Annotated in this window: 25 protein-coding genes, 1 tRNA gene and 2 pseudogenes; 12 read left to right on the top strand and 16 right to left on the bottom strand. The window is 64.5% G+C overall.

Annotated features, from left to right (window positions below; genetic code table 11):
- Positions 1-2: 2 nt before the first annotated feature.
- From JNE37_RS21905 to JNE37_RS21925, 5 genes are all read left to right on the top strand, one after another.
- A complete protein-coding gene (locus JNE37_RS21905; protein WP_203064828.1) occupies positions 3-878 on the top strand; it encodes an ABC transporter permease in 876 nt (291 codons plus the stop codon).
- 2 nt (positions 879-880) lie between these two features.
- Complete coding sequence (locus tag JNE37_RS21910; RefSeq protein ID WP_246513419.1) at positions 881-1,903, top strand: ABC transporter ATP-binding protein; 1,023 nt, start codon at positions 881-883, stop codon at positions 1,901-1,903.
- Positions 1,900-2,904: an ABC transporter ATP-binding protein gene (locus JNE37_RS21915; protein WP_203064830.1), complete on the top strand. Its 1,005-nt coding sequence runs from the start codon at positions 1,900-1,902 to the stop codon at positions 2,902-2,904. The genes JNE37_RS21910 and JNE37_RS21915 overlap by 4 nt, the downstream gene beginning before the upstream one ends.
- Positions 2,897-3,634, top strand: coding sequence for an alpha/beta fold hydrolase (locus tag JNE37_RS21920; RefSeq protein ID WP_203064831.1), 738 nt, complete (start codon positions 2,897-2,899; stop codon positions 3,632-3,634). Before JNE37_RS21915 ends, JNE37_RS21920 begins: the two co-directional genes overlap by 8 nt.
- Before the next feature lie 144 nt (positions 3,635-3,778).
- Positions 3,779-4,549, top strand: coding sequence for a sugar phosphate isomerase/epimerase family protein (locus JNE37_RS21925; RefSeq protein WP_203064832.1), 771 nt, complete (start codon positions 3,779-3,781; stop codon positions 4,547-4,549).
- Here the strand turns inward: JNE37_RS21925 and JNE37_RS21930 are convergent.
- The gene (locus JNE37_RS21930; RefSeq protein WP_203064833.1) at positions 4,539-5,423 is read right to left on the bottom strand and encodes a sugar phosphate isomerase/epimerase family protein; all 885 of its coding nucleotides are present in this window, start codon (positions 5,421-5,423) and stop codon (positions 4,539-4,541) included. The genes JNE37_RS21925 and JNE37_RS21930 overlap by 11 nt on opposite strands.
- Before the next feature lie 140 nt (positions 5,424-5,563).
- Between JNE37_RS21930 and JNE37_RS21935 the strand changes: the two genes are divergently transcribed.
- The 3 genes from JNE37_RS21935 to JNE37_RS21945 all read left to right on the top strand — a co-directional run bounded on the left by JNE37_RS21935 (position 5,564) and on the right by JNE37_RS21945 (position 8,979).
- Positions 5,564-7,048, top strand: coding sequence for a GMC oxidoreductase (locus JNE37_RS21935; protein ID WP_203064834.1), 1,485 nt, complete (start codon positions 5,564-5,566; stop codon positions 7,046-7,048).
- A 17-nt stretch (positions 7,049-7,065) separates the two neighbouring features.
- Positions 7,066-8,124: a Gfo/Idh/MocA family protein gene (locus tag JNE37_RS21940; protein WP_203064835.1), complete on the top strand. Its 1,059-nt coding sequence runs from the start codon at positions 7,066-7,068 to the stop codon at positions 8,122-8,124.
- Between the two features lie 156 nt (positions 8,125-8,280).
- Positions 8,281-8,979 carry a L,D-transpeptidase family protein gene (locus tag JNE37_RS21945; RefSeq protein ID WP_182397526.1) on the top strand — a complete coding sequence of 233 codons (699 nt, stop codon included), beginning with the start codon at positions 8,281-8,283 and terminating at the stop codon, positions 8,977-8,979.
- A gap of 36 nt (positions 8,980-9,015) precedes the next feature.
- Here JNE37_RS21945 and JNE37_RS21950 read toward each other — a convergent pair whose 3' ends face one another.
- From JNE37_RS21950 to JNE37_RS21965, 4 genes are all read right to left on the bottom strand, one after another.
- The gene (locus JNE37_RS21950; RefSeq protein ID WP_203064836.1) at positions 9,016-10,257 is read right to left on the bottom strand and encodes an RNA polymerase sigma factor; all 1,242 of its coding nucleotides are present in this window, start codon (positions 10,255-10,257) and stop codon (positions 9,016-9,018) included.
- Between the two features lie 8 nt (positions 10,258-10,265).
- A complete protein-coding gene (locus JNE37_RS21955) occupies positions 10,266-10,613 on the bottom strand; it encodes a YciI family protein (protein WP_203064837.1) in 348 nt (115 codons plus the stop codon).
- A gap of 12 nt (positions 10,614-10,625) precedes the next feature.
- A complete protein-coding gene (locus tag JNE37_RS21960) occupies positions 10,626-11,615 on the bottom strand; it encodes a zinc-binding dehydrogenase (RefSeq protein ID WP_203064838.1) in 990 nt (329 codons plus the stop codon).
- Positions 11,616-11,729: 114 nt separating this feature from the next.
- The gene (locus JNE37_RS21965; protein ID WP_203064839.1) at positions 11,730-12,125 is read right to left on the bottom strand and encodes a (R)-mandelonitrile lyase; all 396 of its coding nucleotides are present in this window, start codon (positions 12,123-12,125) and stop codon (positions 11,730-11,732) included.
- 460 nt (positions 12,126-12,585) lie between these two features.
- On the opposite strand from JNE37_RS21965, the gene JNE37_RS21970 reads away from it, so the two are divergent.
- Together JNE37_RS21970 and JNE37_RS21975 are read left to right on the top strand one after the other, a co-directional pair.
- Positions 12,586-13,446 (top strand): sulfite exporter TauE/SafE family protein, encoded by an 861-nt coding sequence (locus JNE37_RS21970; protein ID WP_203064840.1) that lies wholly within the window; start codon positions 12,586-12,588, stop codon positions 13,444-13,446.
- Between the two features lie 94 nt (positions 13,447-13,540).
- The gene (locus tag JNE37_RS21975) at positions 13,541-13,717 is read left to right on the top strand and encodes a DUF1634 domain-containing protein (protein WP_203066456.1); all 177 of its coding nucleotides are present in this window, start codon (positions 13,541-13,543) and stop codon (positions 13,715-13,717) included.
- A gap of 29 nt (positions 13,718-13,746) precedes the next feature.
- Here the strand turns inward: JNE37_RS21975 and JNE37_RS22730 are convergent.
- From JNE37_RS22730 to JNE37_RS21990, 3 genes and pseudogenes are all read right to left on the bottom strand, one after another.
- Positions 13,747-13,906 (bottom strand): annotated as a pseudogene (locus JNE37_RS22730) (2OG-Fe(II) oxygenase); the annotation flags it as partial.
- A gap of 298 nt (positions 13,907-14,204) precedes the next feature.
- Positions 14,205-14,297 (bottom strand) — tRNA-Ser (locus JNE37_RS21985).
- A 142-nt stretch (positions 14,298-14,439) separates the two neighbouring features.
- Positions 14,440-14,880, bottom strand: coding sequence for a glyoxalase superfamily protein (locus tag JNE37_RS21990; RefSeq protein ID WP_203064841.1), 441 nt, complete (start codon positions 14,878-14,880; stop codon positions 14,440-14,442).
- Between the two features lie 284 nt (positions 14,881-15,164).
- Here JNE37_RS21990 and JNE37_RS21995 point away from each other — a divergent pair, with 284 nt between their 5' ends.
- Positions 15,165-15,932 carry a sulfite exporter TauE/SafE family protein gene (locus JNE37_RS21995; RefSeq protein WP_182397536.1) on the top strand — a complete coding sequence of 256 codons (768 nt, stop codon included), beginning with the start codon at positions 15,165-15,167 and terminating at the stop codon, positions 15,930-15,932.
- Here the strand turns inward: JNE37_RS21995 and JNE37_RS22000 are convergent.
- The 6 genes and pseudogenes from JNE37_RS22000 to JNE37_RS22025 all read right to left on the bottom strand — a co-directional run.
- Positions 15,920-18,022, bottom strand: a complete 2,103-nt coding sequence (locus tag JNE37_RS22000; RefSeq protein WP_203064842.1) for a molybdopterin-containing oxidoreductase family protein — start codon at positions 18,020-18,022, stop codon at positions 15,920-15,922. The two genes, JNE37_RS21995 and JNE37_RS22000, sit on opposite strands and share 13 nt — an antisense overlap.
- Positions 18,023-18,085: 63 nt before the next feature.
- Positions 18,086-18,706: a PH domain-containing protein gene (locus tag JNE37_RS22005; RefSeq protein WP_035035849.1), complete on the bottom strand. Its 621-nt coding sequence runs from the start codon at positions 18,704-18,706 to the stop codon at positions 18,086-18,088.
- Between the two features lie 249 nt (positions 18,707-18,955).
- Positions 18,956-19,270, bottom strand: a complete 315-nt coding sequence (sugE, locus tag JNE37_RS22010; protein ID WP_035035851.1) for a quaternary ammonium compound efflux SMR transporter SugE — start codon at positions 19,268-19,270, stop codon at positions 18,956-18,958.
- A gap of 206 nt (positions 19,271-19,476) precedes the next feature.
- Positions 19,477-20,433 (bottom strand): prolyl aminopeptidase, encoded by a 957-nt coding sequence (pip, locus tag JNE37_RS22015; protein WP_203064843.1) that lies wholly within the window; start codon positions 20,431-20,433, stop codon positions 19,477-19,479.
- A gap of 104 nt (positions 20,434-20,537) precedes the next feature.
- On the bottom strand, positions 20,538-21,455 hold the full coding sequence (locus JNE37_RS22020) for an SMP-30/gluconolactonase/LRE family protein (RefSeq protein ID WP_052015599.1): 918 nt from the start codon (positions 21,453-21,455) through the stop codon (positions 20,538-20,540).
- Between the two features lie 103 nt (positions 21,456-21,558).
- Positions 21,559-22,014, bottom strand: a pseudogene (locus JNE37_RS22025) (cell wall hydrolase); the annotation flags it as partial.
- 84 nt (positions 22,015-22,098) lie between these two features.
- Here JNE37_RS22025 and JNE37_RS22030 point away from each other — a divergent pair.
- Positions 22,099-22,908 (top strand): potassium channel family protein, encoded by an 810-nt coding sequence (locus tag JNE37_RS22030; protein ID WP_203064844.1) that lies wholly within the window; start codon positions 22,099-22,101, stop codon positions 22,906-22,908.
- A 279-nt stretch (positions 22,909-23,187) separates the two neighbouring features.
- On the opposite strand, the gene JNE37_RS22035 is transcribed toward JNE37_RS22030, so the two are convergent.
- Both JNE37_RS22035 and ndk read right to left on the bottom strand, forming a co-directional pair.
- Positions 23,188-25,110 (bottom strand): DEAD/DEAH box helicase, encoded by a 1,923-nt coding sequence (locus JNE37_RS22035; RefSeq protein WP_203064845.1) that lies wholly within the window; start codon positions 25,108-25,110, stop codon positions 23,188-23,190.
- A 108-nt stretch (positions 25,111-25,218) separates the two neighbouring features.
- Positions 25,219-25,641 carry a nucleoside-diphosphate kinase gene (gene ndk, locus JNE37_RS22040; RefSeq protein ID WP_035096154.1) on the bottom strand — a complete coding sequence of 141 codons (423 nt, stop codon included), beginning with the start codon at positions 25,639-25,641 and terminating at the stop codon, positions 25,219-25,221.
- Positions 25,642-25,661: the final 20 nt, after the last annotated feature.

Genomic DNA, 25,661 nt, shown 5'->3' on the forward strand with positions numbered 1-25,661 from the left:
CCATGAGCGTGATCGAAACGCATCGCACGGCCCCCTTGCCCGTCTCGCGCTGGCTCAATTATGCGCGCCGTAATCCGGCGACGGTGATCTGCTGCGCCCTGCTCCTGGCTTTCCTGCTGATCGCCATCTTCGCGCCGCTGCTGGCGGGCGACTCGCTCAAGATCAATCCGGCGCTGCGCCTCAAGCCGCCGAGTGATGACGCCATCTGGGGCCGCGACCATCTGGGGCGCGACGTCTTTGCCCGCGCGATTTACGGCACACGAGTCTCGATGCTGGTGGGGTTTTCGGTGGCGATCCTGGTGACGCTCTTCGGCGTCGCGATCGGCGTCTATGCCGGGCTCAGCCCGATCGGCGGGGCGGTGGTCATGCGCCTGACGGACGCGATGATGGCCATTCCGGCCGTGCTGCTCGCCATCGCCTTTGCCTCGCTGATGAATGCGGGGCTCCTCACCGTCATCATCGCCATCACCATTCCGGAAGTGCCCCGCATGGTGAGGCTTGTGCGGTCGGTGGTGCTGGGGGTGAGGCAGCAATTGCACGTTACCGCCGCCATCTCGATCGGCACGTCGGGGCTGCCGCTTGTGTGGCGCCACATCCTGCCCAATACGCTGGGACCAGTGCTGGTGCAGGCGACCTACGCCTGCGCCTCGGCGATCATCGCCTCGGCCGTGCTCAGCTTCCTCGGCGTCGGCCTTTCGCCGGAGGTGCCGAGCTGGGGTGGGATGATGGCCGATGCCCGCCAGCAATTCCGCATCCATCCCATCCTGATGCTCTATCCGGGCGTGCTGCTGTCGCTGCTGGTGCTGGCGGTCAACATCCTCGGCGACCGGCTCAGCGACGCTTTGGACCCGCGCAAGTCGCGGCGGTCGGGACTATGACGATGAGCCATTCGCCTATTCTCGAAGTCGACAATCTCAGCCTCGAGTTCCACAGCGACGGCCGGACCGTCTATGCGCTCGACAAGGTCTCGTTCAACCTCGCCCGGGGCGAGACGCTGAGCCTCGTCGGCGAAAGCGGCTGCGGCAAGAGCGTTACCGCCATGGCGGTGATGGGCCTGCTGCCTAGGGGCAATGCACAGGTCACCTCGGGCAATATCCGGCTTGCCGGCATCGACCTCGTCGGCATGCCGGAGCGGCAGATGCAGGCCATCCGCGGCAACCGGATCGGCATGGTGTTCCAGGACCCGATGAGTTCGCTCAACCCGGTCCACACCATCGGGATGCAGATCGCCGAGGCGGTGCAGCGGCACAAGCATGTCAGCCGCCACGATGCCTGGGCACGAGCCCGGCAGATGCTGGACCTGGTGCGTATTCCCGATGCAGGCAGCCGGCTGACGGCCTATCCGCATGAGCTTTCCGGCGGGCAGCGGCAGCGGGTCATGATCGCCATGGCGCTGGCCTGCGACCCGGAATTGCTGATCGCCGACGAGCCGACGACGGCGCTCGATGTGACCGTGCAGGCGCAGATTCTCGAGCTGATTGCCGATCTCAAGACCGAGCTGGGCATGAGCGTGCTGCTCATCACCCACGACCTCGGTGTCGTTGCGGCCACGGCCGACCGGATGATGGTCATGTATGCCGGGCGCATCGTCGAAGAGGGACCGGTGGAGCGCATCTTCGCGCGGCCCTCGCATGGCTACACGGCCGGGCTTCTGCGCTCGCTGCCCGGACATGGATCGCAGCGGCGGGGCGTTCTGACCGAGATTGCGGGCACGGTACCCCGCCTCGACCGGCCGGTGGAAGGTTGCGTCTACGCGCCCCGCTGCGCCTTTGCCGAAGCGGGTTGCGGCGCGCCCCTGCCCCCGGCACGGCAGATCGAGGCTGGGCATCGCTCGGCGTGTATCCGCGAGGCGGCAGTGTTCGCGGAAATGTCCAACAATGAGATCGTGAGGAGCTGGGCATGAGCGCCTTCCTCTCCCTGCGCCAGGTCGGTAAGGATTATCCCCTGGCCAAGCGCGGTCCCTTCGAGCCCCGCCGTACCCTGCGCGCGGTGGACGACATTTCGCTGGACGTGAACGAGGGCGAGACGCTCGGACTTGTCGGCGAAAGCGGTTGCGGCAAATCTTCGCTGGCGCGCCTCGTGGTTCAGCTCGAGGCACCGACCCGGGGGAGCGTATCGCTCGACGGTGTGGAACTGGCGAGTCTCGGCAAAAGCGCCCTCAAGCGTGCGCGGCGCGACTTCCAGATGATCTTCCAGGACCCCTACGCGTCGCTCAATCCGCGGATGAAGGCACGTGCCATCATCGGCGAGGCGCTGCGCAACTATCGTGTCGGTACACCTGCCCAGATCGAGGCGCGCGTGGAGGAACTCGCGCGGCAGGTGGGCCTCGGCGCACACCTGCTCGACCGTTTTCCGCACGAACTCTCGGGAGGACAATGCCAGCGCATCGGCATTGCCCGTGCCATCGCGCTCAATCCCAGGCTGATCGTGGCCGACGAGGCCGTCTCGGCGCTCGACGTCTCCATCCAGGCGCAGATCCTGAACCTCATCATTCGGCTGCAGAAGGAGATGGGGCTGACGCTCATCTTCGTCTCACACGATATGTCGGTGGTTGCGCATGTCGCCGACCGCGTGGCGGTGATGTATCTCGGCCGCATTGTCGAGCTGGGCAGCACAGAGGCCGTGTTCGAGCGGCCGGTGCATCCCTATACGCGCACGCTGCTCGCGGCCGTTCCTACGCCCACGCCCGCTGCCCGGGGACGTCGCACTGCGCCGGCCGGCGAGATGCCGAGCCCGCTCAACCCGCCTTCAGGCTGCCATTTCCGAACACGCTGCGCTTACGCCACTGAGCAGTGCGCGGAGGTGGCGCCGCAGCTGCGGGACATCGGGGACGGCCAGCGGGTCGCCTGCCACCATGCCGAAGCCCTGCTTTCGCCCGTCGTATCGGAGGCCATTCATGCCTGAACCGCTCGTCCTCCTTCCCGGGCTGCAATCGGACCATCGTTCGTGGGTGAACCAGACCCGCCATTTCAGCCCGTCCCGCCAGGTGATCGTGCCCCAGCGGCACCAGCATTGCGACAGCATTGCCGAGATGGGCGAGCGGGTGCTCGAACAATTGCCGCCGCGCTTTCACCTCGCGGCCTGGTCGATGGGGGGCTACATCGCCCTGCAATTGCTGCCGAAGCTGGCGGGGCGGCTGCTCAGCCTCACGCTGGTCTCGACCTCGGCCCGACCCGAGGATCCGGCGAGCACGGCGCGGCGCATGGAAATACTCGACCTGGCCGAACGCGAAGGCATGGCCGCATCGAACCGCCGCAGCATGACGCAGGCCTGTCTCGATTTCGATGCCATCGATCCGGATATCCGGGCCGGGTTGCGCGATGCCTCGGTGGAACTCGGGCTCGAGGCGTTTCGTGGCCAGCAGAGGGCGATCATCAATCGCCCGGACTCGCGGGGCATGCTGCGCCTGGTCGACTGTCCGACGCTGGTGTTGGTGGGCGACCAGGACACGGTCACTCCGCCGGAGTGCGCCCGGGAGATTCACGAAGCCATCGCGGGCTCGCGCTTCGTCGTCATCGAGAATTGCGGCCATTGCGCGCCACTCGAATATCCCGAGCTGGTCAACGCATTGCTGGAAGACTGGTGGTCACGCGGGTACCAGTCCGACTTGAGGTCGTCAGCCGCGGGAGCCTGATGGGCGCGATCCTTGTCGCCCGCACGCATTGGCTCTTGTCGGCGCTGCGGTGCTCTCTATCATCGCCGTACCTTCGAAAAGAGAGTCTGCCCCTTGCCCCAGTCCATGCCCCGTCCGATGGCTCACACAAGCCTTAAATGGTCGATGATCGAGGAAGATCTTTCCATCGGCGACAAGTTCCGGCTCGTTGCCGATCTCGGGTTTGACGGCATCGAGCTCGATGCTCCCAACGATCTGCCGGTTGCGGAAGTTCTTGCGGCGCGGGATGCGACCGGGCTGGCTATTCCGGGTGTCGTCAACGCGGCGCACTGGAAGACGCCGCTGACCGATCCCGACCCGGCCGTTCGCGAGGCGTGCGTGGCGACAACCATCGAGGCGTTGCGGCTGGCCAAGGCTTATGGGGCAGAGACGATGCTGCTGGTGCCGGGCGTCGTCAACGACAAGACGAGTTATGCCGCCGCCTATGATCGGGCGGTCGAAGGCATCGATCGGCTGTTGCCGCATGCCGAGGAGATCGGCGTTTCGATTGCGCTGGAAAACGTGTGGAACGACTTCCTGCTGAGCCCGCTGGAGGCTGCGCACCTTGTCGACGGTTTCGACAGCCCGCGCCTGGGTTGGTATTTCGATGTCGGCAACGTCATGCGCTATGGCCGTCCGAGCGACTGGATCGAGGCCCTGGGCTCGCGCATCATGCGCATCGACATCAAGGAATACAGCCTCAAGCGCATGAATGCCGAAGGCCCGTGGAAGGGCTTCGATGTCGCGCTCGGGGAAGGCGATATCGATTGGGCACAGGTCAATCGCAGCCTTGCCGCAATCGGCTACAATGGCTGGGTTTCGGTCGAGGTGCCGGGCGGCAATCGCCAGCACCTCGCCGATATCAAGGCGCGCCTCGACCGGATCGTCAGCCTCTGACCTCGTCCAGCATGCGGCGGATATTATTGAGGCCAACCTCGCAGCCATAAAGGGTGGGCTCGTTGCCCTCGTATTCGAGCGACACGAATCCATCGTAGCCGGAGGCAACGACGCTCTCGATCAGGCCCTTGGTGTCGAGGTCGCCGAAGCCGAACACCGAGCCGCGGATGAACTGGCCGCCGGCAGTCTCGAGCCAGCCCGGGCCGGGCTCGGTGCGACGCACATAGAAGTCCTTAAGGTGTACGAAGCTGGCAAAGGGCAGGCTACGGCGGGTGGCGACGTGCGGGTCCTCATCGACGCAGAGGAAATTGCCGACATCGAGCGTGAAGCGGAAGTTCGGGTTGTTCACGGCGTGGATCAGGCGCAGGACGCGCTCGCTCGAATTCATGAAGAAGCCGTGGTCCTCGACGCTGGTGACGACGCCGTGGGCGGCGCCGTATTCGGCCACTTCCCGGCTGGCATCCGCGATGACGGCGAATTCGCGCTCGAATTCTTCGGTGCTGGGGCGCAGGTGCCAGGGCACCACGTCATGCCGCAGGAAGCCCGCGCCGAAGCGCTGGCAAAGGTCGACATAGCGCTTCACGTTCTCGATCTGGGCGCGCCGCTCGCTGTCGGAGCCGAGAAAGTTGGCCGCCATGCAAAAGCCCGAGATGGGAATATTGGTACGCGCGGAAGCCGCTTCGAGCTGCCGCAGGGTCTCCTCTTCGGAGGCAAGGTCGTAGTTCGCCTCGGTGCCGCGCTTCGCAAAGGAGAAGGTGGCGATTTCGAGATGCTCCGCCCCGTTTTCGCGCAGCCAATCGAACATGCCGTCGACGGTCAGCTGGCCATCCACCAGCATCGGGCGGAAGCTATAGGAGGAAAGACCCAGTTTCATGGTGGAGCAGCTCCGATTGAGGGAAAGGGCGGGCCGAGATAGCCCGATGGAAATGATTTTGTGACGGATCGCACGAGCGACTTTACACGCCGAATTAAATCACTGATACCAATTACATACCAGCACACATGGATAGCCTCATGTCCGCAAAATCCACCGATGTCGTGATCATTGGCAGCGGCCCGACCGGTAGCGCCTATGCGCGGGTCATCCGCCGCGATTGGCCAGAAGCCCGCATAGTGATGGTGGAGGCGGGACCACAGATTCTGCCGCAGGTCGGGGGGCATCTCGATAATGTCACCGACCTCAAGAAGCGCGCCGCGCTCGAGGTGCAGGCGCAGGGCGGGGATCGCACGCCACGCCTCTCGATCAGCAAGGAAGAGTGGGAGGCGCGCCGCGCCGGCGGATTCGATGCGTCGATGCTGCGCCGCTCCGGCCTTTTCATCGCCAATGAGTCGGATCCGAGCGAAAGCCTCTTTGCCGGCTTCGCGGCGGCCAATGTCGGTGGCATGGGCACCAAGTGGTCGACCGGCACGCCGACGCCGTCGCAGGCGGAACGTGTTCCATTCATCCCGGCGGATGAATTGCAGGCAGCAATCGAGGTCGCCGAAGGGCTTCTCGGCACCAACAAGGACCCGAATGCGGGCGACGTGACGGCCATTGCCCTGCGCGAAAAGCTCGGCGAGGAATTCAACCCCGGCCGGGGCCCCGACCGGACGGTGCGGGCCATGCCCCTGGCGGCTACGCCGGGGCCGGATTGCTTGCGCTATCACGGCACCGACGTCGTGCTGGGGCCGCTTGTCGATGAGGCGCCCGAGACCTTCGAGATTCTTGCCGAAACCATCTGCCGTCGGGTCGTGCATGAAAATGGTCGCGCCACGGGAGTGGAGCTCGTTCGCGCGGGCGAAGAGGAGCCGTGGTTCCTGGCGGCGGGTACCGTCGTCGTCGCCTGCGACTCGCTTCACACGCCGCAACTGCTCTACGCGTCCGGCATTCGGCCGGCGGCGCTCGGCCGATACATCAACGATCACTACATCGTCTCGCAGATGGCCGAGATGCAGAGCGATCCGCCGATGCGGGCGATGAACTGGATTCCGGCGACCAACGATTTCCCGTTCTCGGTGACCATCCACGCGACGACCCTGAGTTCCATCGACAGGACGCCGGGCTTTACCGGCCAGCCGGTGGGCATGGGCGTGTTCTGCCCCTCTGACATCGATGCCGATAACCGGCTCGAGTTCGATGACGAGCATCTGGACTGGCACGGCCTGCCCTCGATCTCGATCAAGTGGAAGCAGTCGGAGGGCGACAGGGCGCGGCTCGAAAGGGCAAAAGCCACCGCGATCCGCATTGCCGAGATCATCGGTCGCCCTGCCCCGGGCTTTGCCACCATCGTGCTGCCGGTGGGCAGTTCCCTGCACTACCAGGGGACCGTGCGCATGGGCGAGAGCAATGACGGAACAAGCGTCTGCGACCGCAACAGCCGTGTCTGGGATTTCGAAAATCTCTACGTCGCCGGCAATGGCGTGATCCCGACGGTAACCGCCACCAATCCGACCCTCTACTCGGTCGCGCTGGCAAGTCTGGGCGCACGCCAGATCGCCCAGGCGCGCCGCACAATCTGACAGATCGAAAGACGAACATGACCGCCACAAAACTGAGGGTATTGGTCGTTGGCCTCGGCCAGATGGGCCGCAGCCATGCGCTGGCCTATCATGGGCATCCGGGCTTCGAAATCGTTGGGCTGGTCAACCGCTCGACGCCGAACCTGCCCGAGGCCCTGAGCCCCTACCCCGTTCGCAACGACTTTGCGGCGGCGCTGGCCGAATTCAAGCCGGACGTGGTTTCCATCGCGACGCACACCAACACCCATGCCGACTACGCCGTTGCGGCGATGGAAGCCGGCGCGCATGTCTTCGTCGAAAAGCCGCTGGCGGCTACGGTGGAAGACGCCCGTCGCGTGGTGGCCGCCGCGGAAGCCAATAACCGCAAGCTGGTGATCGGCTATATCCTGCGCCACCACCCCTCGTGGATGAAGCTCATCGAAGAGAGCCGCAATCTTGGCGGCCCCTATGTCTTCCGCATGAACCTCAACCAGCAATCGAGCGGCGCGGCCTGGGACATTCATCGCTCGATCATGCAGACGACCTCGCCGATCGTCGATTGCGGCGTGCATTATGTCGATGTGATGTGCCAGATCACCGACGCCAGGCCGGTGGAGGTGCGCGGCATGGGCGTTACGCTCGCCAAGGGCCTGCCGGCGGGCATGTACAATTACGGCCACTTCCAGGTGCTGTTCGATGACGGCAGCGTCGGCTGGTACGAGGCCGGCTGGGGCCCGATGATGTCGGAAACCGCCTTCTTCGTGAAGGACGTCATCTCGCCCAATGGCGCGGTCTCCATCGTCATGGAACAGGGCGCGGCCTCGGCCGACATCAATGCCCATACCCAGACCTCGCGCATCCTCGTCCATCACGGTGCGCTCGGAGCGGACAACAAGCCGGCCCAGCCGGACACCTGGCTCGACATGCATGGCGAGCCCGACCACCAGGGCCTGTGCGATCGCGAGCAGGATTTCGTCTATCGCGCCATCACCGAGGATTTCGACCTGCGCCGCCACATGAACGACGCCGTGATGTCGCTCCACATCTGCCTGGCGGCCGATGAAAGCGTGCGGACGGGTAACGCGGTGAAGCTCTAGTTGAGGCTCCACGGTAACACTTGAAACGGAGATGCCCTGGATTCCGTGCAAGACAAATAGGCCGAGCTTGCCAACCGAATCTTGCGGTACCAATCTCCCGTCAAAGACCGCGCCATGTACGCATTGGTTCGGCCAGGGAAACGGGGACGTCAAATCATGATCAATGAGCGGATTGCCGATAGCGACAAGACGGACGCGCAGCCGGGATTTTTGAGCCGCAGGTCGTTCCTGGTCGGTTCGGCGGCCAGCATCGGCGCGCTGGGTCTTGCCGGTTGCACGTCGTTCGGCGGCGGCCCTTCCATGACCGTTGCCGAGGCGGAGAGGGTCTATGGGCCGGTGCCCCATGAGCGCTTCCCGATCCCGGCCGTCAATGTCAGCAAGCTCAACCCGAAATATTTCCGCCGCACGGTGCGTTACGACACCAAGGAAGTTGCCGGCACGATCATCGTCGATCCGCGCAATTACTACGTCTATCGCATCGAAGGCGACGGGAACGCGACGCGGTACGGCGCCAATGTCGGCCGCGACGGCTTCCGCTGGAGCGGCGATGCCTATGTCGGGCGCAAGGCCGAATGGCCGGTCTGGACGCCGCCGAAGGAAATGATCGCCCGCCAGCCGGAAGCGGCCAAGTATGCCGGCGGCATGGCTCCTGGCCTCGACAATCCGCTCGGCGCGCGCACGCTCTATCTCTACCAGAACGGCGCCTATACACTCTATACGCTCTACAGCACGCGGATGCCCGAGACCATCGGCAAGGGCGTATCGAGCGGCTGCATCGGGCTGCTCACCCAGGACATGCTCGACCTCTATTCGCGGACGCCGGTCAACACGAAGGTCGTCGTGCTGAAGGCATAGGCAGCACCACGCGCCGTGCCGGCAAGTGACTACTGTTTAGCGCAATGCAGGTCTCAATCCGCTGCGCTGCTTCTGCAGGAAGCGACGTACGGCCGGGTCGGCTTCGAGACCGATGGCTCTGGTGTATGCGGCATCCGCCGCGCTGATATCGCCAAGGCGAACGAGTAGTTCGGCGCGGGCGGCCCAATAGGGTTGGTATTCGGCCAGGCGATTATCGGCTGTCGGAAGCGCGGCCAGGCCTGCGGCAGGTCCTTGTGTTTCGGCGACGGCGATGGCGCGGTTGATGAGGGCAACGGGTGAATTCGTGATGGCGCAGAGGCCGTCGTAGAGCTGCACGATCGCTGGCCAGTCGGTCAAGCCGCTGCGGCGGCCGTCGATATGGGCCGATTGGATGGCGGCTTCGAGCTGGTAGCGGCCGAACCCACCGAGTTTGCTGGCGCGCAATAGCAGGGTTTCGGCTTCGGTGATCATAGGGTGACCCCAGAGCGCGATGTCCTGGTCGGCGAGAGGAACGAATTCGCCATGCTGGTCTCGCCGCGCGGCCTGGCGAGCGTGGGAATAGAGCATGAGGGCGAGAAGGCCGAGGGCTTCGGGTTCCTGCGGGAGAAGTTCGGCGATCAACCGGCCCAGCCAGATAGCCTCTCCGGCAAGATTGCGCAGGCTCGCATCGGCGCCGGCCGGGTCGTTCCAACCGCCGGCATAGGCGCCGTAGACGGCTTCAAGCACGGGCGAAAGGCGGTCGGGCAGCTCGGAGCGGTCGGGGACACGCAAGGGAATGCCGGCGGCCTTGATCTTGGCCTTGGCGCGGGACAGGCGGGCACCCATTGTTGCCGGTGCGACGAGGAAGGCCGAGCCGATTGCCTGGGCGTTGAAGCCGAGGATGGTCTGCAGGATCAGGGGCGACCGGATGCCGGGCTCGATGGCCGGATGGGCGCAGGCGAACATGAGGGCGAGGCGCTGGTCGGGAATGGGTCGGGTTTCGCTCGACATATCCTGCAACTCCTCGGCGATGAGCCGCAGATGGTCACTGGCAGCAGTCGTGACCTTGTCATGGCGGCTGGCGTCGATGCGCTTTCGACGGGCGATGGCCAGGAGCCAGGCTTCCGGATTGTCCGGCACGCCGTGGCGGGGCCAATCCGCCAATGCCGCAGCGAAGGCCTCAGAAAGGGCATCCTCCGCGCCGACCACGTCGCGGGTGCGGGCCGCGAGAATGGCGACGAGTTTTCCGTAGCTGCGGCGGGCTACGGCTTCGGCGACGGCATCGGAGGTTTCCGGCATACGGCGGCTCAATAAACCATCAACGGCCGGATCTCGACAGCGTAGCGCTCCGCGCCGGGGCAGCGTACGGCCCAGGCGATGGCGGCATCGAGGTCTGGAACGTCGATGACGAAATAGCCGCCGAGCTGCTCCTTGCTTTCCACATAGGGACCGTCCCAGAGCGCCGGGCGACCATCGGGTGCGCGCACGATGGTCGACGTCGTCGAGGGCTGGAGGCCGGCCGAGGTAACCAGCGCCCCCGCCTGCCGCAGCGCTTCGGCATAGGCTGCGTAAGCGGCGAAGCTCTCGGCTTTCCGCTCATCTGAGGCGGCGGTGTTTTCGGCTTCGTTCCAGTGGACCAGGAGCATGTATTGCATGGTTCGTTCCCATCAGGGCGTGAGGCCCAGCTTACCCACACTGGTTCGGTTTTCCAGCGCCGCCAGAGCCGACGGGCCATCGGCGAGCGGATAGAGGGTGGGATTGCCGGGCGCGATGACGCCGGCCGCGATCAGCGCAAAAAGCTCGCCCATGACTTCGCCGAACAAGGCGGGTGTGGCGCGGATGAGCATGCCCATGTTGAAACCGATGATGTGCACCTGGTGCCGGTAGACCAGGTCCCAATTGCTCAGGCTCGCGTTTCCGCCGGGCAGGCCGGACACGACCACCCTGCCCGTGATGCGCCTGGCCGATGCCAGGCTGGCCTCGAATGTCGCGCCGCCGGCGGTTTCGAGCACGAGGTCCACGCCGGTGCCGCCGGTGATGCGCGAGACTTCGGCGGCGATGTCGGCGTGGTGGGAATCGAGGACGTAGTCGGCGCCCAGCGCCTCTACGACAGCGTGCTTGGAGGGCGAGGCGGTGGCGATGACGGTGGCGCCGTAGTGTTTGGCGATCCTGGTCGTTGCCTGGCCCGTTGCGCCGGCAGCGGCGTGGATGAGCACGGTTTGGCCGGGTGCAATCCCGCCGAGCTTCAGGGTCGCGACGGCTGTCGGCAGGTTGACGACGAGCCCCAGCGCCTGGGCGTCGCTCCAGCCCGGCGGCAGAGGCAGCGCGGCTCTTGCCGGGAGGACCATGTATTCGGCGAAGGCGCCGTAGCCGACGCCGATGACGTGCGCACCGAGCTCGAACCCTTCGACGCCCTCCCCCAATTGCACGATCTCGCCGGCGCCTTCGAAGCCAGCGATGTAAGGCGGCTGCGGACCGCCGAGGAAGGTGCCGTGCGCCTGGGAAAGATCGGCGACATTGATACCTGCCGCGGTAACGCGGATCAGGATCTCGCCGGGACCTGGGGTGGGCACGCGCAGGTTGTCGACCAGGACCAGATCCTGCGGGCCGCGGAGGGATGTTTGCTGGAGGCCGCGCATGGCGGCGGGGATGGTCATGGGAAATCGCCTTGTTCCGGTACGGTCACGGAGCGGGCGTGTTCCCGCTCCTATGGCAATGACGATTGAACCGGCGCGATTTTGATCGGGGGTGAGAAAATAGTTTGAGCGCGACTAGCCGCTGTATTGTTCGTCGGTAACGTGCTCCATCCAGTCCACAACCTTGCCGTCCTGGACTTCCTGGAGCGCGATATGGGTCATGGCGGTGTTCGGGGCAGCGCCGTGCCAGTGCTTCTCGCCGGGGTCGAACCAGACGACGTCGCCGGGTCGTATCTCCTCGACCGGGCCGCCCAGGCGCTGAACTCGACCGACGCCGGAGGTGACGATCAGCGTCTGGCCGAGCGGATGGGTGTGCCAGACCGTCCGTGCACCGGGCTCGAACGTGACATGGGCGCCCTGCACGCGGTCGGGAGCGAAGGGGTTGAACAGCGGATCGATCCGGACCGCGCCGGTGAACCAATCTGCAGGCCCCTTGTTGGAGGCGCTGGTTCCAGCGCGAATGATTTCCATGATTTCATCTCCTCGGGGTAGCCGCTTTCGAGCGACGGTCAGTTCTCGCCCGCGATGAGCACAATCGTAGGAGCCGAAGGGGTTTCAGGCAAGGAAGCCAGCTCGGCGCCGCCCTGCCTCACGCGGGGCCGAAGGCGACTGCCGATATGGTGTAAGGACGCAAGGGAACGGGCGCGGCCTGCAATACGGCGCCGAGGAAGTCCCCGGCGAAGGCGTCCGCAAGGTCATGCATTACGGCCTGGATGGGAACGAGATCGGTATCGGCAAAAGACCTGCTGACGCCATGCGAACAAAGGCGTCCGAAAGCCAAGCATTCTGAAACTGCGATCAAATGACAGAGGTTGTGGTCGGCCAGGCCATAACATGGGGATAGTCGCCCTCAGGGCCGATCGAAACCGCCGAATCCTTTATAAAAATCAAGGAAAAATGACCTTCGACTGGAGGAAGCGGAGAAGCCTGCATGGAGCTATCGACGATTTCCTGGCTGTTCGCGGCCGCCTTTGGCGCCAGCGCCCTCGGTGGCGTTCTGGGTATGGCCAGCGGCATATTCATCGTACCGATTCTCACCCTTCTTTTCGGCGTGGACATCCGCGTGGCGATCGGCGCCAGCCTTGTTTCCGTCATCGCATGTTCGTGTGGAAGCGCTGCGCCGTTCCTCAAGGGACGCCTTACCAATATCCGGCTGGCCGTCGTCCTCGAGACGGCGACAACCCTCGGGGCGCTTACTGGCGTCTTTCTCGTCGGCATCGCCTCGACGTCGTTTCTCTACGGGCTGTTTGCCGTCATTCTGGCGATCTCCGCGCAACAGATGCTTGCCCGTCGACACGAGGTGGTGGACGCAAGCCCGCCGAACGTGAAGAGCTGGGCTACGGTGCTGCGTCTGCACTCTAGCGTTCCCGACCGGGTTCTGGGGAAGGACGTGCCCTATCAGGTCGGGCGCGTGCCTCTCGGTCTCGCCTTGATGTACGGGGCGGGACTGATTTCGGCCCTGCTCGGCATCGGCTCGGGAGTCCTCAAGATCCCGGCAATGGACACCGCTTTGCGGCTGCCCATCAAGGTTTCGTCGGCAACCTCCAATTTCATGATCGGGGTGACGGCCTCCGCCAGCGCCGCGGCGTACTTCGTGCGGGGGGACATAGATATCGACATCGCCGGGCCGGTCGCGCTCGGCTCGGTCATTGGAGCGCTTGTCGGCGCGCGCGCATTGATCGGGCTTCCCGCCGACAAGCTTAGAGTCTTCTTCGTCGTCGTTCTCGCGCTACTCGCCGTCCAGATGCTTCTCAGTGCCTTTGGCATCGACATCCCAGGAGGCCCGGCATGAAGCCTGCAGCAGACAATTATGAACGCCGCGAGCAGCTCATTGCCGGGCTCCTCGCTACGGCACCTGGCTCGCCTCGGCGGTTATTGCCGTGGGGATGATCCTCGGTGGCCATGACATCGTCAAAATAGGCGTCGCGCTTTTCATTTGCCTGCCTGTGGCGCGCGTGGCGCTGCTGCTGGTTATCTTCCTGGGGGAGCGCGACTATGCCTATGTGGCGATTTCGGGCCTCGTCTTGGCGATTATCGGCGCGGGAGTCTTGCTCGGCCTCTGACGTGTGAGCCGCGCCTGGCACTTACCTCCATCATGGAAGATGATGCCGAGGGTATGCCGCATGCCGGAGCGGATGCGGCTCACGCCGTGGCGCAGGTTGACGCGATAATTCCCGCTGGCGCCGGCGACCGGCCGGGTCGCCGTAAAGATCCTGATGCAGGCAGTTGAAGTCATCCTGAACGTACTGGAGGGTCGAGGCGACACCAGTTGCGCGAGATGTTGGCCGCACCGTAAGCCGCCAGCCTCTGAGGCAATTCGTGCATTGCGGTAATGGCACGCAACAATCCTCCGACGAGCACTCTCATCGCCAATCTCCGCTACCGAAGACGTTGGCGCGATAATGCCTGTGCGATTGGCTCGCGATAAGACTGGTTATCTGAAGAGTATGGTCGGATGCCTGGTGAAGTCGCGCCAGGCCGAAGCAGAAAGCAAAAAGGCTCTCCGAAGAAAGCCTTGAGAACGCCGCATCGATGCCAGCCAAATGGCAGTGGCGGAGAGGAAGGGATTCGAACCCTCGAGACAGTTCATCACCATCTGCGCCCTTAGCAGGGGCGTGCCTTCGACCACTCGGCCACCTCTCCGGCACGGGTGGGTATAAGGGATATCCTCGCGAGCGCAAGGGGGTTTGTGGCGGGAAAAGGAAATTGCCGTGGACTGGCGGGGGGCTCGCTGCCGCGGCGTAACGGAAAGAGGCGGCGGGAGGGTGTCCCGCCGCCTCTTGGTCTAAGAGCGGATGATGCGCATCTGCGGCTCGCCGTCGCCGGTTCGGGCCGGGGAGATGCCATAGACGTCGACCGTCGAGGTCACCCGCTGGCGGAAGGCCGAGAAGAGCTCGGATTTGACCACGTCTACGGGCTCGTCGAACTTGATGGTCACCTGGTAGTGCCGCATGTCCGAAAGCAGGTTGACGCCGATCACCAGGCCCTTGAAGGGCTGGCCGAGATAGAAGCCCTCTACGCGCTCGCCCACCTGGACGGGCGTCGGCACGCGTTCGGGCAAGGCCGCGCGAGCGGTGTTCCAGTCGCGATAGCCATGCGAACGGGCAACGATCTCGAGGGCGGCGCCGTGGGTGATCGCTTCACCGATACCGGCGCGCTCTTCGCGCAGGATTTTAGCTTCGGCCTTGAGACTGGCCGCGCTGACGGGGTCGAGAGAAAAAGACATATCGTCCTCACAAATGCGAAGCGGAAAGTCTCATGGGGCTCGCCTTGCCATGAACCGCCTCGAATTGAGGGTACGATCCTGAACGTCACGCTAATCGAGCGTGGCTGGGCTTCACCTTCGGGTCTATCCCGGCGAGCGGCGGGTGCCAGCAACCTGAGCGCCATATGGCTCCGCCCGGGTCGCATGTCAACAGCTTCGCACCATCCTGCCTGCCATGCGCGGCAAACATGACTGGCTTTGCCGAGCGCTTCGGCTAGTGTGGGCGTTGATAAGGGATTGCCGCCGTGACTGAATTTCTGCTTCTCGTTGCCGGCCTCCTGGGCGGATGCGTCAACACGCTCGCCGGGGGCGGCTCGTTCATCGTCTTTCCGGCGCTGATGGTCGCCGGCGTGCCGCCGGTGCTGGCCAATGCGTCCAACACCTATGCCGCCCTGCCCGGCTATGTCAGCGGCGCGGCCGGGCTCTGGAAACATCTGGGCGCCCACAAGGCGCGGCTACTCCCCTATTCCATCGTCGCCATCGTTGGCGGCTATGCCGGCGCCGAGCTCCTGCTGCATGTCTCCAACGAGCAGTTCCAGGGCGTCGTGCCGTGGCTGATGCTGTTCGCGGTCGTGCTCTTCGCCTTCGGGGCGCGCATCAACGGCTGGATCGCAGCGCATTCACGCGGGCATGGTCGGCTTGCCGTGGTTGGAGCGGTGGCGCTGTTGGGCGCGCTTGCGCTGATCTGCCTTTACGGCGGCTTCTTCAACGCGGGCCTCGGCATCCTGCTGCTCGCCTTCCTGGCGCTGGCGGGGCTCGAGGACATTCACGCGATGAATGCCCTCAAGCTCTGGATCTCATCGATCGTGGCTGCCATTGCCGTGGTGCGTTTTGCCATAAACGGCTCGATCGATTGGTATCACGGCACCATCGCGCTCATCGGCGTGACCACGGGTGCCTATCTCGCCGCGCGCTTTGCGCACAAGGTGCCGACCAAGCTGATCCGCTGGACCGTGATCATCTATGGCAGCGGGCTGACGCTCTACTATTTCTGGGCCGCCTATTTCGGCTGAGAGCTGGGGCGAATCCAGACCGAGCAATCGTGGAATGCCGCGCCGCCGAAGGGCAGCGCCGGGTCTGAGCCGATGAGGGTATTGATGCCCTTGCCGCCACGATGCGAGCGGTTGGCATGAATGCCTTCCGCAATCAGCACGCCGCGCTGGATGCCCTCGAAGAAGCGGGCGGTAAGCTCGACCTCGCCACGCCGGTTGCCCAGCGTCACGGCGTCGCCGTCGGCGATCCCAAGCTCGGCCGCATCTTCGGCCCTCAGGAAGACCACGGGTTCGGGATGCCGCTTGCGCGAACCCGGCGTTTCCGTGAACGTCGAATTGAGGAAAGCACGCGCGGGACTGGTTGCAAGGCGGAAGGGATGGTCTTCGTCCGTCGGTTCGTTCACGTCCCAATGGTCGGCGAAGCGCGGCAGGATGGCCGGGTCGCAGCCCCATTGGTAGCCCTTTTTGTCGGCGGCGCCCTGCCAGTCCGGCGCGAAGCGGTACTTGCCGTCGGGCCAGGCGAAGCCGTCGGCGAAGCGGGCCGTCTCGTCGGGGAGCGCGCGGTCGACGAAGCCTGTGACTTCGATCTCGGCCAGCTCGCCATAGCCGGACCGGCGCAGCGTTTCGGCCACCATTTCGCGATCTGAAATCTCGAGGCTCGGGTGCTCGACACCAAGCCGGCGCGACAGCTCACCCACCACCGCGAAATTGGAGCGCGCCTCGCCGGGAGCCTCTATGACCTTCGGCCCGAACAGCACGCGGCTATGGCCGGAGCGCGTGTAATAGTCGTTGTGTTCGAGGAACATCGTCGCCGGCAGCACGATATCGGCCATGTCGGCGGTTTCGGTCATGAATTGCTCGTGGACCACCGTAAACAGGTCCTCGCGGGCAAAGCCGGCGCGAACGAGCTCCTGGTTGGGCGCGACGTTCATCGGGTTGGTGTTCTGGATGAAGAGGGCCTTGACTGCGCCGCCATTCTTGAGCGCCCGCGCATCGCCGGTGAGCACCGGACCGATCTCGGACATGTCGAGCCAGCGCACATTGGGGTCGGAAAGCTCGGCGGCGGTGATGAGCGACTTGTCCAGCGCCCAGGCGCCGCCATGGGTGTGGAACGCGCCGCCGCCGCGGTGCTGCCAGGCGCCGGTCATCGCGGGAATCGAAAGCGCCGCATGCATATTGGTCGAGCCGTTGCGCTGGCGCGTGAAGCCATAGCCCAGGCGGAAGAAGGTGCGCGGCGTCGTGCCGACGAGCCGGGCAAAGTCCTCGATCTCGGCGACGGAAAGGCCGGTGATGGCAGAGGCCCATTCCGGCGTGCGGGTGGCGAGGTGGGCTTCGAAGTCCGGTCCGAAATCCGTGAGCCTGGCCATGTATTCGCGATCGGCAAGGTTTTCGCGCAGCAACACGTGCATCGCGGCAACTGCCAGCGCGCCATCCGAACCGGGTCGGATCATGAGGCCCATATCGGCCTGCTCCATCGTCGCCGTGCGGTAGATGTCGACCACCACGATGCGCGTGCCGCGCTCCTTGCGGGCGCGCATGGCGTGGGTCATGAGGTTGACCTGCGTGTGCACCGGGTTGGTGCCCCAGATCACCAGGCAATCGCTTTCGAGAATCTGCTCTGTGTGCGTGCCGGTCAGCCAGCCGGTGCCCGCGAGGTAGCCTGGCCAGGCCGTGCCGGTGCAGATGGTCTCGTATTGGCGGGAATAGCCACGCGCGTGGCGCAGGCGGTGGATACCATCGCGGTGCACGTGCCCCATCGTGCCGGCGTAGAAATAGGGCCAGATCGCCTCCGGCCCGAACTCGTCTTCGATCGTGCGGAACCGCGCCACGATCTCCTCGAAGGCTTCGTCCCAGGTGATGCGCTGCCACTTGCCCTCGCCCTTGGCACCTGCACGGCGCATGGGGTGGAGCAGCCGGTTCGGATGGTGGATGCGTTCGGCGTAGCGAGCCACCTTTTCGCAGATGACACCGGCTGTATAGGGATCGTCCTTGGCGCCGCGCACCCGGCCTATCGTGTGGGCGTCGATGACCTCCACATCGAGCGCACAGGTCGAGGGGCAGTCATGCGGGCATACGGAGCGCGCGATGCGGGGCGAGGCGATTTCGTTCATGGGGTGGCGCGATGCGGTTGAGGTGGCGACACAGTAAAGCCCCCACCTTTCGCATGCCAGCCCCTATGAGGCTTCGCGCGACGATGCCGCGGCGGCGTTGCGGCGCGCTGTGTGCTCGGCCCGCCGGGCGAGCTGCGTCGCGCCGGCCTGGTAGGGCGAGAACCGCACTTTGCTACCCTGCGCGGTATGGATGGTGACGCCGCGCCACTCACTGGTGACGCCGGCCACGTCGTGCCAGGCAATGGTCGTGCGCCGCCCGAAGGTCGAGCGGTGCTCGATATGCTGGTGGTTCCAGCGCACCCGGGTGAAGATGGAGGTAGCAGCGATGGCAAGCGCCCCTGCCCCGAACACCACGGCCAGCGTCAGGTAGAACATCATCTGCTGGGACGCCGTATGGCCGCGATCGATGAACAGCATCGCGTAGACGATCAACGCCGAGAACACCGCCAGCGCCAGCGCGCCGAACTTTTCCATTAGCGAGGGCCGCAGCTCAGTCCATTCGCCCAGCCGCACGGGATCGTCGGCCTGGAGCAGGCGCAGGGCTAGGAAAATTGCATAGGAAAAGCACACTATACCGGCCACCCGCGCCAGCGGAAGCTGGCTTACGATCGGCATATACTTGGCCACGACGAGTGCAAAAACGACGGACAGCGCAACTGCCACTTCCTGCCATTTGATAGGCACGAAATATCTCCTGATCCTCAAAGACCGGGTGACGCAAGCCGGCGATATTGTGATGTTCGATGCCCCCAAATGGCCGCGAACACAGCAACGATTACAGCACCTGCAAATTCGCGCAGCTAACTTTTTCGCGATTCTTCGCAAAAGCATGGAACCCGGGAGTTTGCGCAACACCCGGGCTCCTCGTGCACAGATTCAAGTCGCTCGGAAATTGATTCCGATACTCGCGCTAACGCATTGTTTCTGTTGGCGTCAGGAGAGGAATTTAAGCCCGGCGATGCCGGAAACGATGAGCGCGATACAGGCGAGGCGCGCGGCCGTCGCAGGCTCTCCGAAGAGATAGATGCCGAGCACGGCCGTGCCGACGGTGCCGATGCCCGTCCAGACTGCATAGCCCGTTCCGACGGGCAGTTCGCGCAGCGCCAGGCCGAGCAGCAACACGCTGACTATCATCGAGACGATGGTCAGCGTCGAAGGCACGATGCGCGTGAAGCCTTCGGTGTATTTGAGGCCGATGGCCCAACCGACTTCGAAAAACCCAGCGATAACGAGGTAGATCCAGGCCATGAACGACTCCTTTGGCTTCTGGAAGTCATTTCCTGCCGATGCCGAGAAGTCGGCGACCCGGATTTGACCGAAGCTGGGTCGTCCCAGCCGGGGAAAGGCCGTCAGGCCCCAGGGTCGTCCCTGTGATGATGGATTTATCTAGCGAGCCAATGGCGCCAGCGGAAGCCGGTCGGGCGGCAAATCCGATATGCGCCTGAGGCAGGGACTCAGGTGGTTGAAAACTCGTCCAGCGCCATGACGACGCTCTCCGCCATGCCCGGATCGCGCGAATCGTGCCCTGCCCCACGAACGGGGATCAGCCGGCTGGCCGGCCAGTTGCGGTGGAGATTCCATGCGGTGACGATGGGGCCGGTCACGTCCAGCCGGCCGTGAATCAGCACCGCGGGGATTTCGGCGATCCTGCCGATATTGTGCAGCAGCTCGTTCTCCTCGAGCCAGCCGCGATGGGACCAGTAATGGGTGACGAGGCGCGCGAAGGCGAGGCGGAAGCGCGGGTCGTCGTAGCGGGTACTGGGCTTGTGGTCCGGGTGGATATCCACGATCGCCATTTCCCAGTCGCACCAGTCCCGCGCGGCCTGTTCGTGGATCACGGGATCGGGGCTCATCAGCAACCGGGCATAGGCATCGACCAACGGCTCGTCGTCGATGGCCAGCGCCGCGTCACGAAACTGCTCCCAGGCTTCCGGGAAGAACGCACCTACGCCGTTGGTGATCCAGTCGATCTCCCGGCTGGTCGTCGTCGCTATACTGAAGAGCACCATTTCAGTGACGCGCTCGGGGTGCCGCTCGGCATAGGCCAGCCCCAGCGTCGACCCCCATGAGGCGCCGAGGACGAGCCAGCGGTCGATGCCGAGATAGCGCCGGAGCGTCTCGGCGTCGCCTATGAGGTGCGGCAGCGTATTGGTGGAGAGATCGATCGACGGGTCGCTGGCATGCGGCGTGCTGCGACCGCAATTGCGCTGGTCGAAGAGAACCACGCGGTAACGCTCGGGGTTAAAATAGCGGCGCCAGCCCGGCGAGGCGCCCGAACCCGGTCCGCCATGAAACACCACTGCGGGCTTACCCAACGGATTTCCGACGACTTCCCAATAGACATGGTTCCCGTCGCCGACCTCGAGCATGCCGCTGTCGTAGGGCTGGATTTCCGGGTAGAGCGCGCTCATGGCTTCGCCTCGTGGTGCGGGCGCGCCAGCTACTCGCAAAACCCGGTCACATGCAAGATCGCCAAAAAGAGGAGGCGCCCTCGGTGAGAGCGCCTCGCCCGTGACTACTGCAGCTTGGCCGCGTAGGCGTAGAACAGGCCAGGATCGGCGGCCTGCATGTCGGCAAAGCGCGCATCGAGAATCCAGAGCGTGTCGCCGACCTTGGTGACGGCGGTCGGGGTCTTGAAGCCATCCTGGACCTTGGTGATCGTGGCGTTGTCGCCCTCGATGGTCACGACATCGGCGCGCCCTGCTCCGTTCTGGGCGAGGTAGAGCTTGCCGTCATCGCCGAAACGCATGCCGTCCGGCCCCTTGAGCGGCTCGGAGGTGGTGAGTTCGGTGATGGCCCCGGCGGCGCCATCGGCGCCGACATCGATGCGGAGCAGCTTGTTGGCGGTGACGCTATTCACGTAGAGCGCGCCATCCGGCCCGAAGGAGAGGCCGTCGATACCGGCAAGCTTGGCGTCCTTGACCCAGACCTCGAGCGCGCTGGCGCCCGGCTTGAGCAGCATCACGCTGCCATTGCTGGTGTCGGCGATATAGGCCGAGCCGTCGGCGGTGGTGGCGATGTCGTTGCAGAAGCTGCCCTTGTCGAGGGCATAGCTGCCCTTCTTCTCGGCCGTGGCGAGGTCATAGGCCACGACGTTGGCCGGCAGCGCATCGGCCTTGCCGCCAAAGGCGGCCGGGTCGGAATAGCAAACCCAGAGAGTCTTGGCGGCTTCATCGGCATAGACACCGAGCACCGAGCCCGGGCCTTCGGCAGGCTTATCGATGAGGAGTTCGGTCTTTTCGGCGCCCGGCGCGGCCTTGTAGACCTGACCGAGCGGCATGCTGCCTGCATAAAGCGTGCCGTCGGCGGTCGAGGTGATGCTTTCCGGGAAGACTTTCTGGTCGCCGATCTGCACCTTGTCGGCGGCAAAAGCGGCCGCCGGCGTCAGGATGGCGGCGGTAAAGGTATAAAGGGCAATGGTTTTTGCGGACATGTGAATCCCCTCGCAAATTGGTCCGCGAGATCGTGCCAGCTTTCGTGATCACCCTTCCGGATATTTAGAATTGGGAATCCTGTGTCCGGCGCTGCCCTCAGTACTTCTCGTAGAACGCGTTGCCGCCCGCGACGAGCACGTAGTGCATGTTGTTGTAAGGGAAACTCAGCCCTGCCGTATGGAAGAACTGGGCGTTGCGCACGCCCGGGTGCCGCTCGCCCGCCATGACGCGATCGGCCATTTCGGCAACGAGCGTCACCGAGGCATCGCTCATGGGCCGGTTGAGCACGCCCTCGGCGAACTGGTTCTTCTGCCCCACTACCCCGCATATGGTCTTGGGGTATTGCGGCGAATTGAGCCGGTTCATGACGACGGTGCCCACTGCCAGCATGCCTTCGGCGCTGGAGCGGTTGGATTCGAAATACATTGCGCGCATCAGGCATTCGCGCGGATTGGTGGCGGTATAGCCCCAGCTGCCGAACATGGAGAACATGCTGCAGCCTGACAGAGCCGATGCCGCGATCATGGTTGCCGTAAGCGAAACGAGTTTCGGCCACATGTCGGACTTCCCCTTGGGAGACGAGGGAAGCGGCAAATTAACCGGCTGCCGTTAACATCGGGTTCACCCTGAGGAGAAAAGCGGATGACGCAAAAGCCGAAACAGGAAGCCGAGCAGGAAGTGGAGGCGACGGGTTTCGAGCTCTTCCGCGACAAGCTGCGCCTGCTCTATCACGGCAGTTCGCCGGCGGCCGTGCGCTTCCAGTTCTCGGTCCTGATCGTGGACGTGGCGATCCTCGCCTTCTTCATCGCCTCCCCGCTGCTCTGGGATTCGCCGACCTATCTCTACGTCGATTACTCGATCGCCGCGCTGATGTTCGCCGATCTTGCGGCCCGGATGCTGGCTTCGACCGATATCACGCGCTGGCTGCGCCAGCCGGCGAACTGGGTCGACATCTTTATCCTCGCGACGCTGCTGGTACCGGTGCTCGGCAATTTCGGTTTCCTGCGCGTGCTGCGCCTGTGGACGATCTCGCAGAGCCAGGTGATCTGGAAGCCGCTGCGCAAGCACGGGCTCATGCGCTACGAGGATGCCGGCAAGGCGGTGATCAACCTCGTCACCTTCCTTTTCGTGGTCGCCGGCTTCATCTTCACCTTCTTCTATGCGCCGGGCTCGGGCATAGATGGCTATCTCGATGCGCTTTATTTCACCGTGACGACGATCACGACCACCGGGTTCGGCGACATCACGCTTCCCGGCCCGCTCGGGCGCATCACCTCGATCATCGTCATGATCATCGGCATCTCGCTGTTCGTGCGGCTGGCCCAGCAGGTGTTCCGCCCCTTCAAGATCACCTTCCCCTGCCCGCAATGCGGCCTGCAACGCCATGAGCCCGACGCCGTGCATTGCAAGGCGTGCGGGCACATTCTCAAAATTCCGGATGAGGGTAATTAAGGCGGGTGTGGAGAGGGCTTAGGCCGAGGGAGCTATCGATGCTTAGTTCGGCACGATACACCCCACTTCGCACTTTCCTGACCACCGCATTTCCCCCACCACGGAACTTCCCCGGCGAAAGCCGGGCTCATTGCACCGTCCCGCACGAGTGGAGAAATCCATAGGCCCCGGTTCTACGGCCGGGGAAGTTCCGTGGTGGGGGAGGCATCGTGGTGGGGAAGCGTGGTGGGGATGTCGAGAAAACGAGAGTTCAGCAGGATGCTTCCCGCATCCAGCTCCCTACTCCTCCCCACCCTTCTTGCGGCGCGGCTTGAACGTCTGCTCGCCAACGTCGCGGTTGGCAGCGGCGGCAGCGCGGGCTTTCTTCGCCTTGAAGTCGGGCTTGCCCTTGTCCTTGTTGAACGGCTTCGCCTTGGCCTTCGGCTTGCGCTTGGCATCGACCGGCGGCGGCAATTCGTCCACTGAAGGGGCAGTATCGGTCATAGGATCGAACGAGGCGCCGCGGGCCTTGTTGGCGCGGTCCTTCCACGGCTTGTCGCCGCGGCCCATCTTGCGCGGAGCCGGCGCCTGCGGGGCGCCATCGAGCACCGTGATCTCGACATTGCGTTCGCCGGTGCCGTGCGCCTCGAGGTGACCGATGAAGTCATCGGCCATGTCGGCGGCGATCTCGAAATGGGTCTCGCGGTCGAGGATACGGATCGAGCCAACGGCGGATTTCTGCACGCCACCGGCCTTGCAGATCATCGGCAGCAGCCAGCGCGGATCGGCCTTCTGCTTGCGGCCCAGCGACAGCGAGAACCAGGTGCCGCCCGAAACGCGCTCGCCCGGCTTGCCGGCACGCTCGGGGCGTTCAGTCCGTTCGGCGCGCTTGCCCGGCGCAGACGGCGGCGGCAGGTCTTCAATCTCTTCGGGCACTGGACGCGCCGCGAGCTGGATACGGAGATAAGCGGCTGCCACCTGCTCGGGCGTGTAGCGCGCCAGAAGCTCGGTCGCGAAGCCGTTGAGGTCTTCATCCAACGGCTCGGTGAGCGAGGTGTCGTCGAGAATGGCCTGGCGATAGCGCGCCTCGATCTGCGCGCTGGTCGGGGCCGGCATATAGGAGGCCTCGACGCGCGCCAGCTTGAGCACGCGCTGCACGGCACCGCGACGATGCTGCGGCACGACGAGCACGCAGGTGCCCTTGCGGCCGGCGCGGCCGGTACGGCCCGAGCGGTGAAGCAGCGTATCCGGATTGCCGGGAATGTCGGCGTGGATGACGAGGTCGAGATTGGGGATGTCGATGCCGCGCGCCGCCACGTCGGTGGCCACGCAGACTCGGGCACGGCCGTCGCGCATCGATTGCAGCGCGTTGGTGCGCTCGGCCTGGGTCAGTTCGCCCGATAGCGCCACCACGGCGAAGCCGCGATTGAGCAGCCGCGCCGCGAGGTGTTTTACGCTTTCGCGGGTGTGGCAGAAGATGATGGCGTTCGGCGCATCATAATAGAGCAGCGTATTGATGATCGCGTTTTCGCGGTCCGGCGCCGGCACGGTGAGCAGCTTGTAGTCGATATCGACGTGCTGGGACGCCGCGCCCGCCACACTCAGCCGCAGCGCATCGCGCTGATAGGTTGCGGCGAGCTGGGCGATGGCCTTGGGTACGGTGGCCGAGAACATCAAGGTACGCCGCTCTTCGGGCGCAGCGGCAAGGATGAATTCCAGATCCTCACGGAAACCGAGGTCGAGCATTTCGTCGGCTTCATCGAGCACCACGGCGCGCAGCTCGGAAATATCCAGCGCCCCCTTGGTGATGTGGTCGCGTAGGCGACCCGGCGTGCCGACGACGATATGGGCGCCGTGCGCCAGTGCGCGGCGCTCGGTGCGGATGTCCATGCCGCCGACATTGGAGACGATGCGCGCGCCCGCATCGGCATAGAGCCAGGCCAGTTCGCGCTGCACCTGCAAGGCGAGTTCGCGCGTCGGCGCGATGACCAGCGCCATCGGCTTGCCCGCCTGCCCCAGATGGTCGCCGCCTTCGAGCAGCGTGGGGGCGATGGCCATGCCGAAGGCCACGGTCTTGCCGGAGCCGGTTTGTGCGGAAACCAGAAGGTCCGCGCCTTCCGTCTCGGGCGCCAGCACGGCGAGCTGCACAGGCGTCAGCGTTTCATAGCCGCGGGCGGTCAAGGCGCCGGCCAGCGCCGGAGCAATGGAAGAAGGAAGGGTCACGAGAGGTCTTTCAAATGAGGACGCCGGATTGCGCCCACTATGCGCATATAGGCAAACTAAAAGGCCGCCCGAAGGCGGCCTTCCGCAAATTCGTGCACCGGCTGGATATTAGCCGACGATCTCGAGATCGGAGAAGAAGAACTTGATTTCCTGGGCAGCGGTCTCGGGAGCATCCGAACCGTGAACCGAGTTTTCGCCGATCGAGAGAGCGAATTCCTTGCGGATGGTGCCCTCGGCAGCGTTGGCCGGGTTGGTAGCGCCCATGACTTCGCGGTTCTTGAGGATGGCGCCTTCGCCTTCCAGGACCTGCACGACCACCGGCTCGGCGCTCATCTGGGCGACGAGTTCACCGTAGAACGGGCGCTCCTTGTGGACGGCGTAGAAAGCGCCGGCCTGAGCGGGAGAGAGGTGGATGCGCTTGGAAGCGACGACGCGCAGGCCGGCGTCCTCGAACTTGGCGACGATCTTGCCAGTGAGGTTACGGCGGGTCGCGTCGGGCTTGATGATCGAAAGGGTGCGCTCGAGAGCCATTGCTTGGTCCTTGACGAGAT

The organism is Paradevosia shaoguanensis (assembly GCF_016801025.1).
Taxonomy (GTDB): domain Bacteria; phylum Pseudomonadota; class Alphaproteobacteria; order Rhizobiales; family Devosiaceae; genus Paradevosia; species Paradevosia shaoguanensis.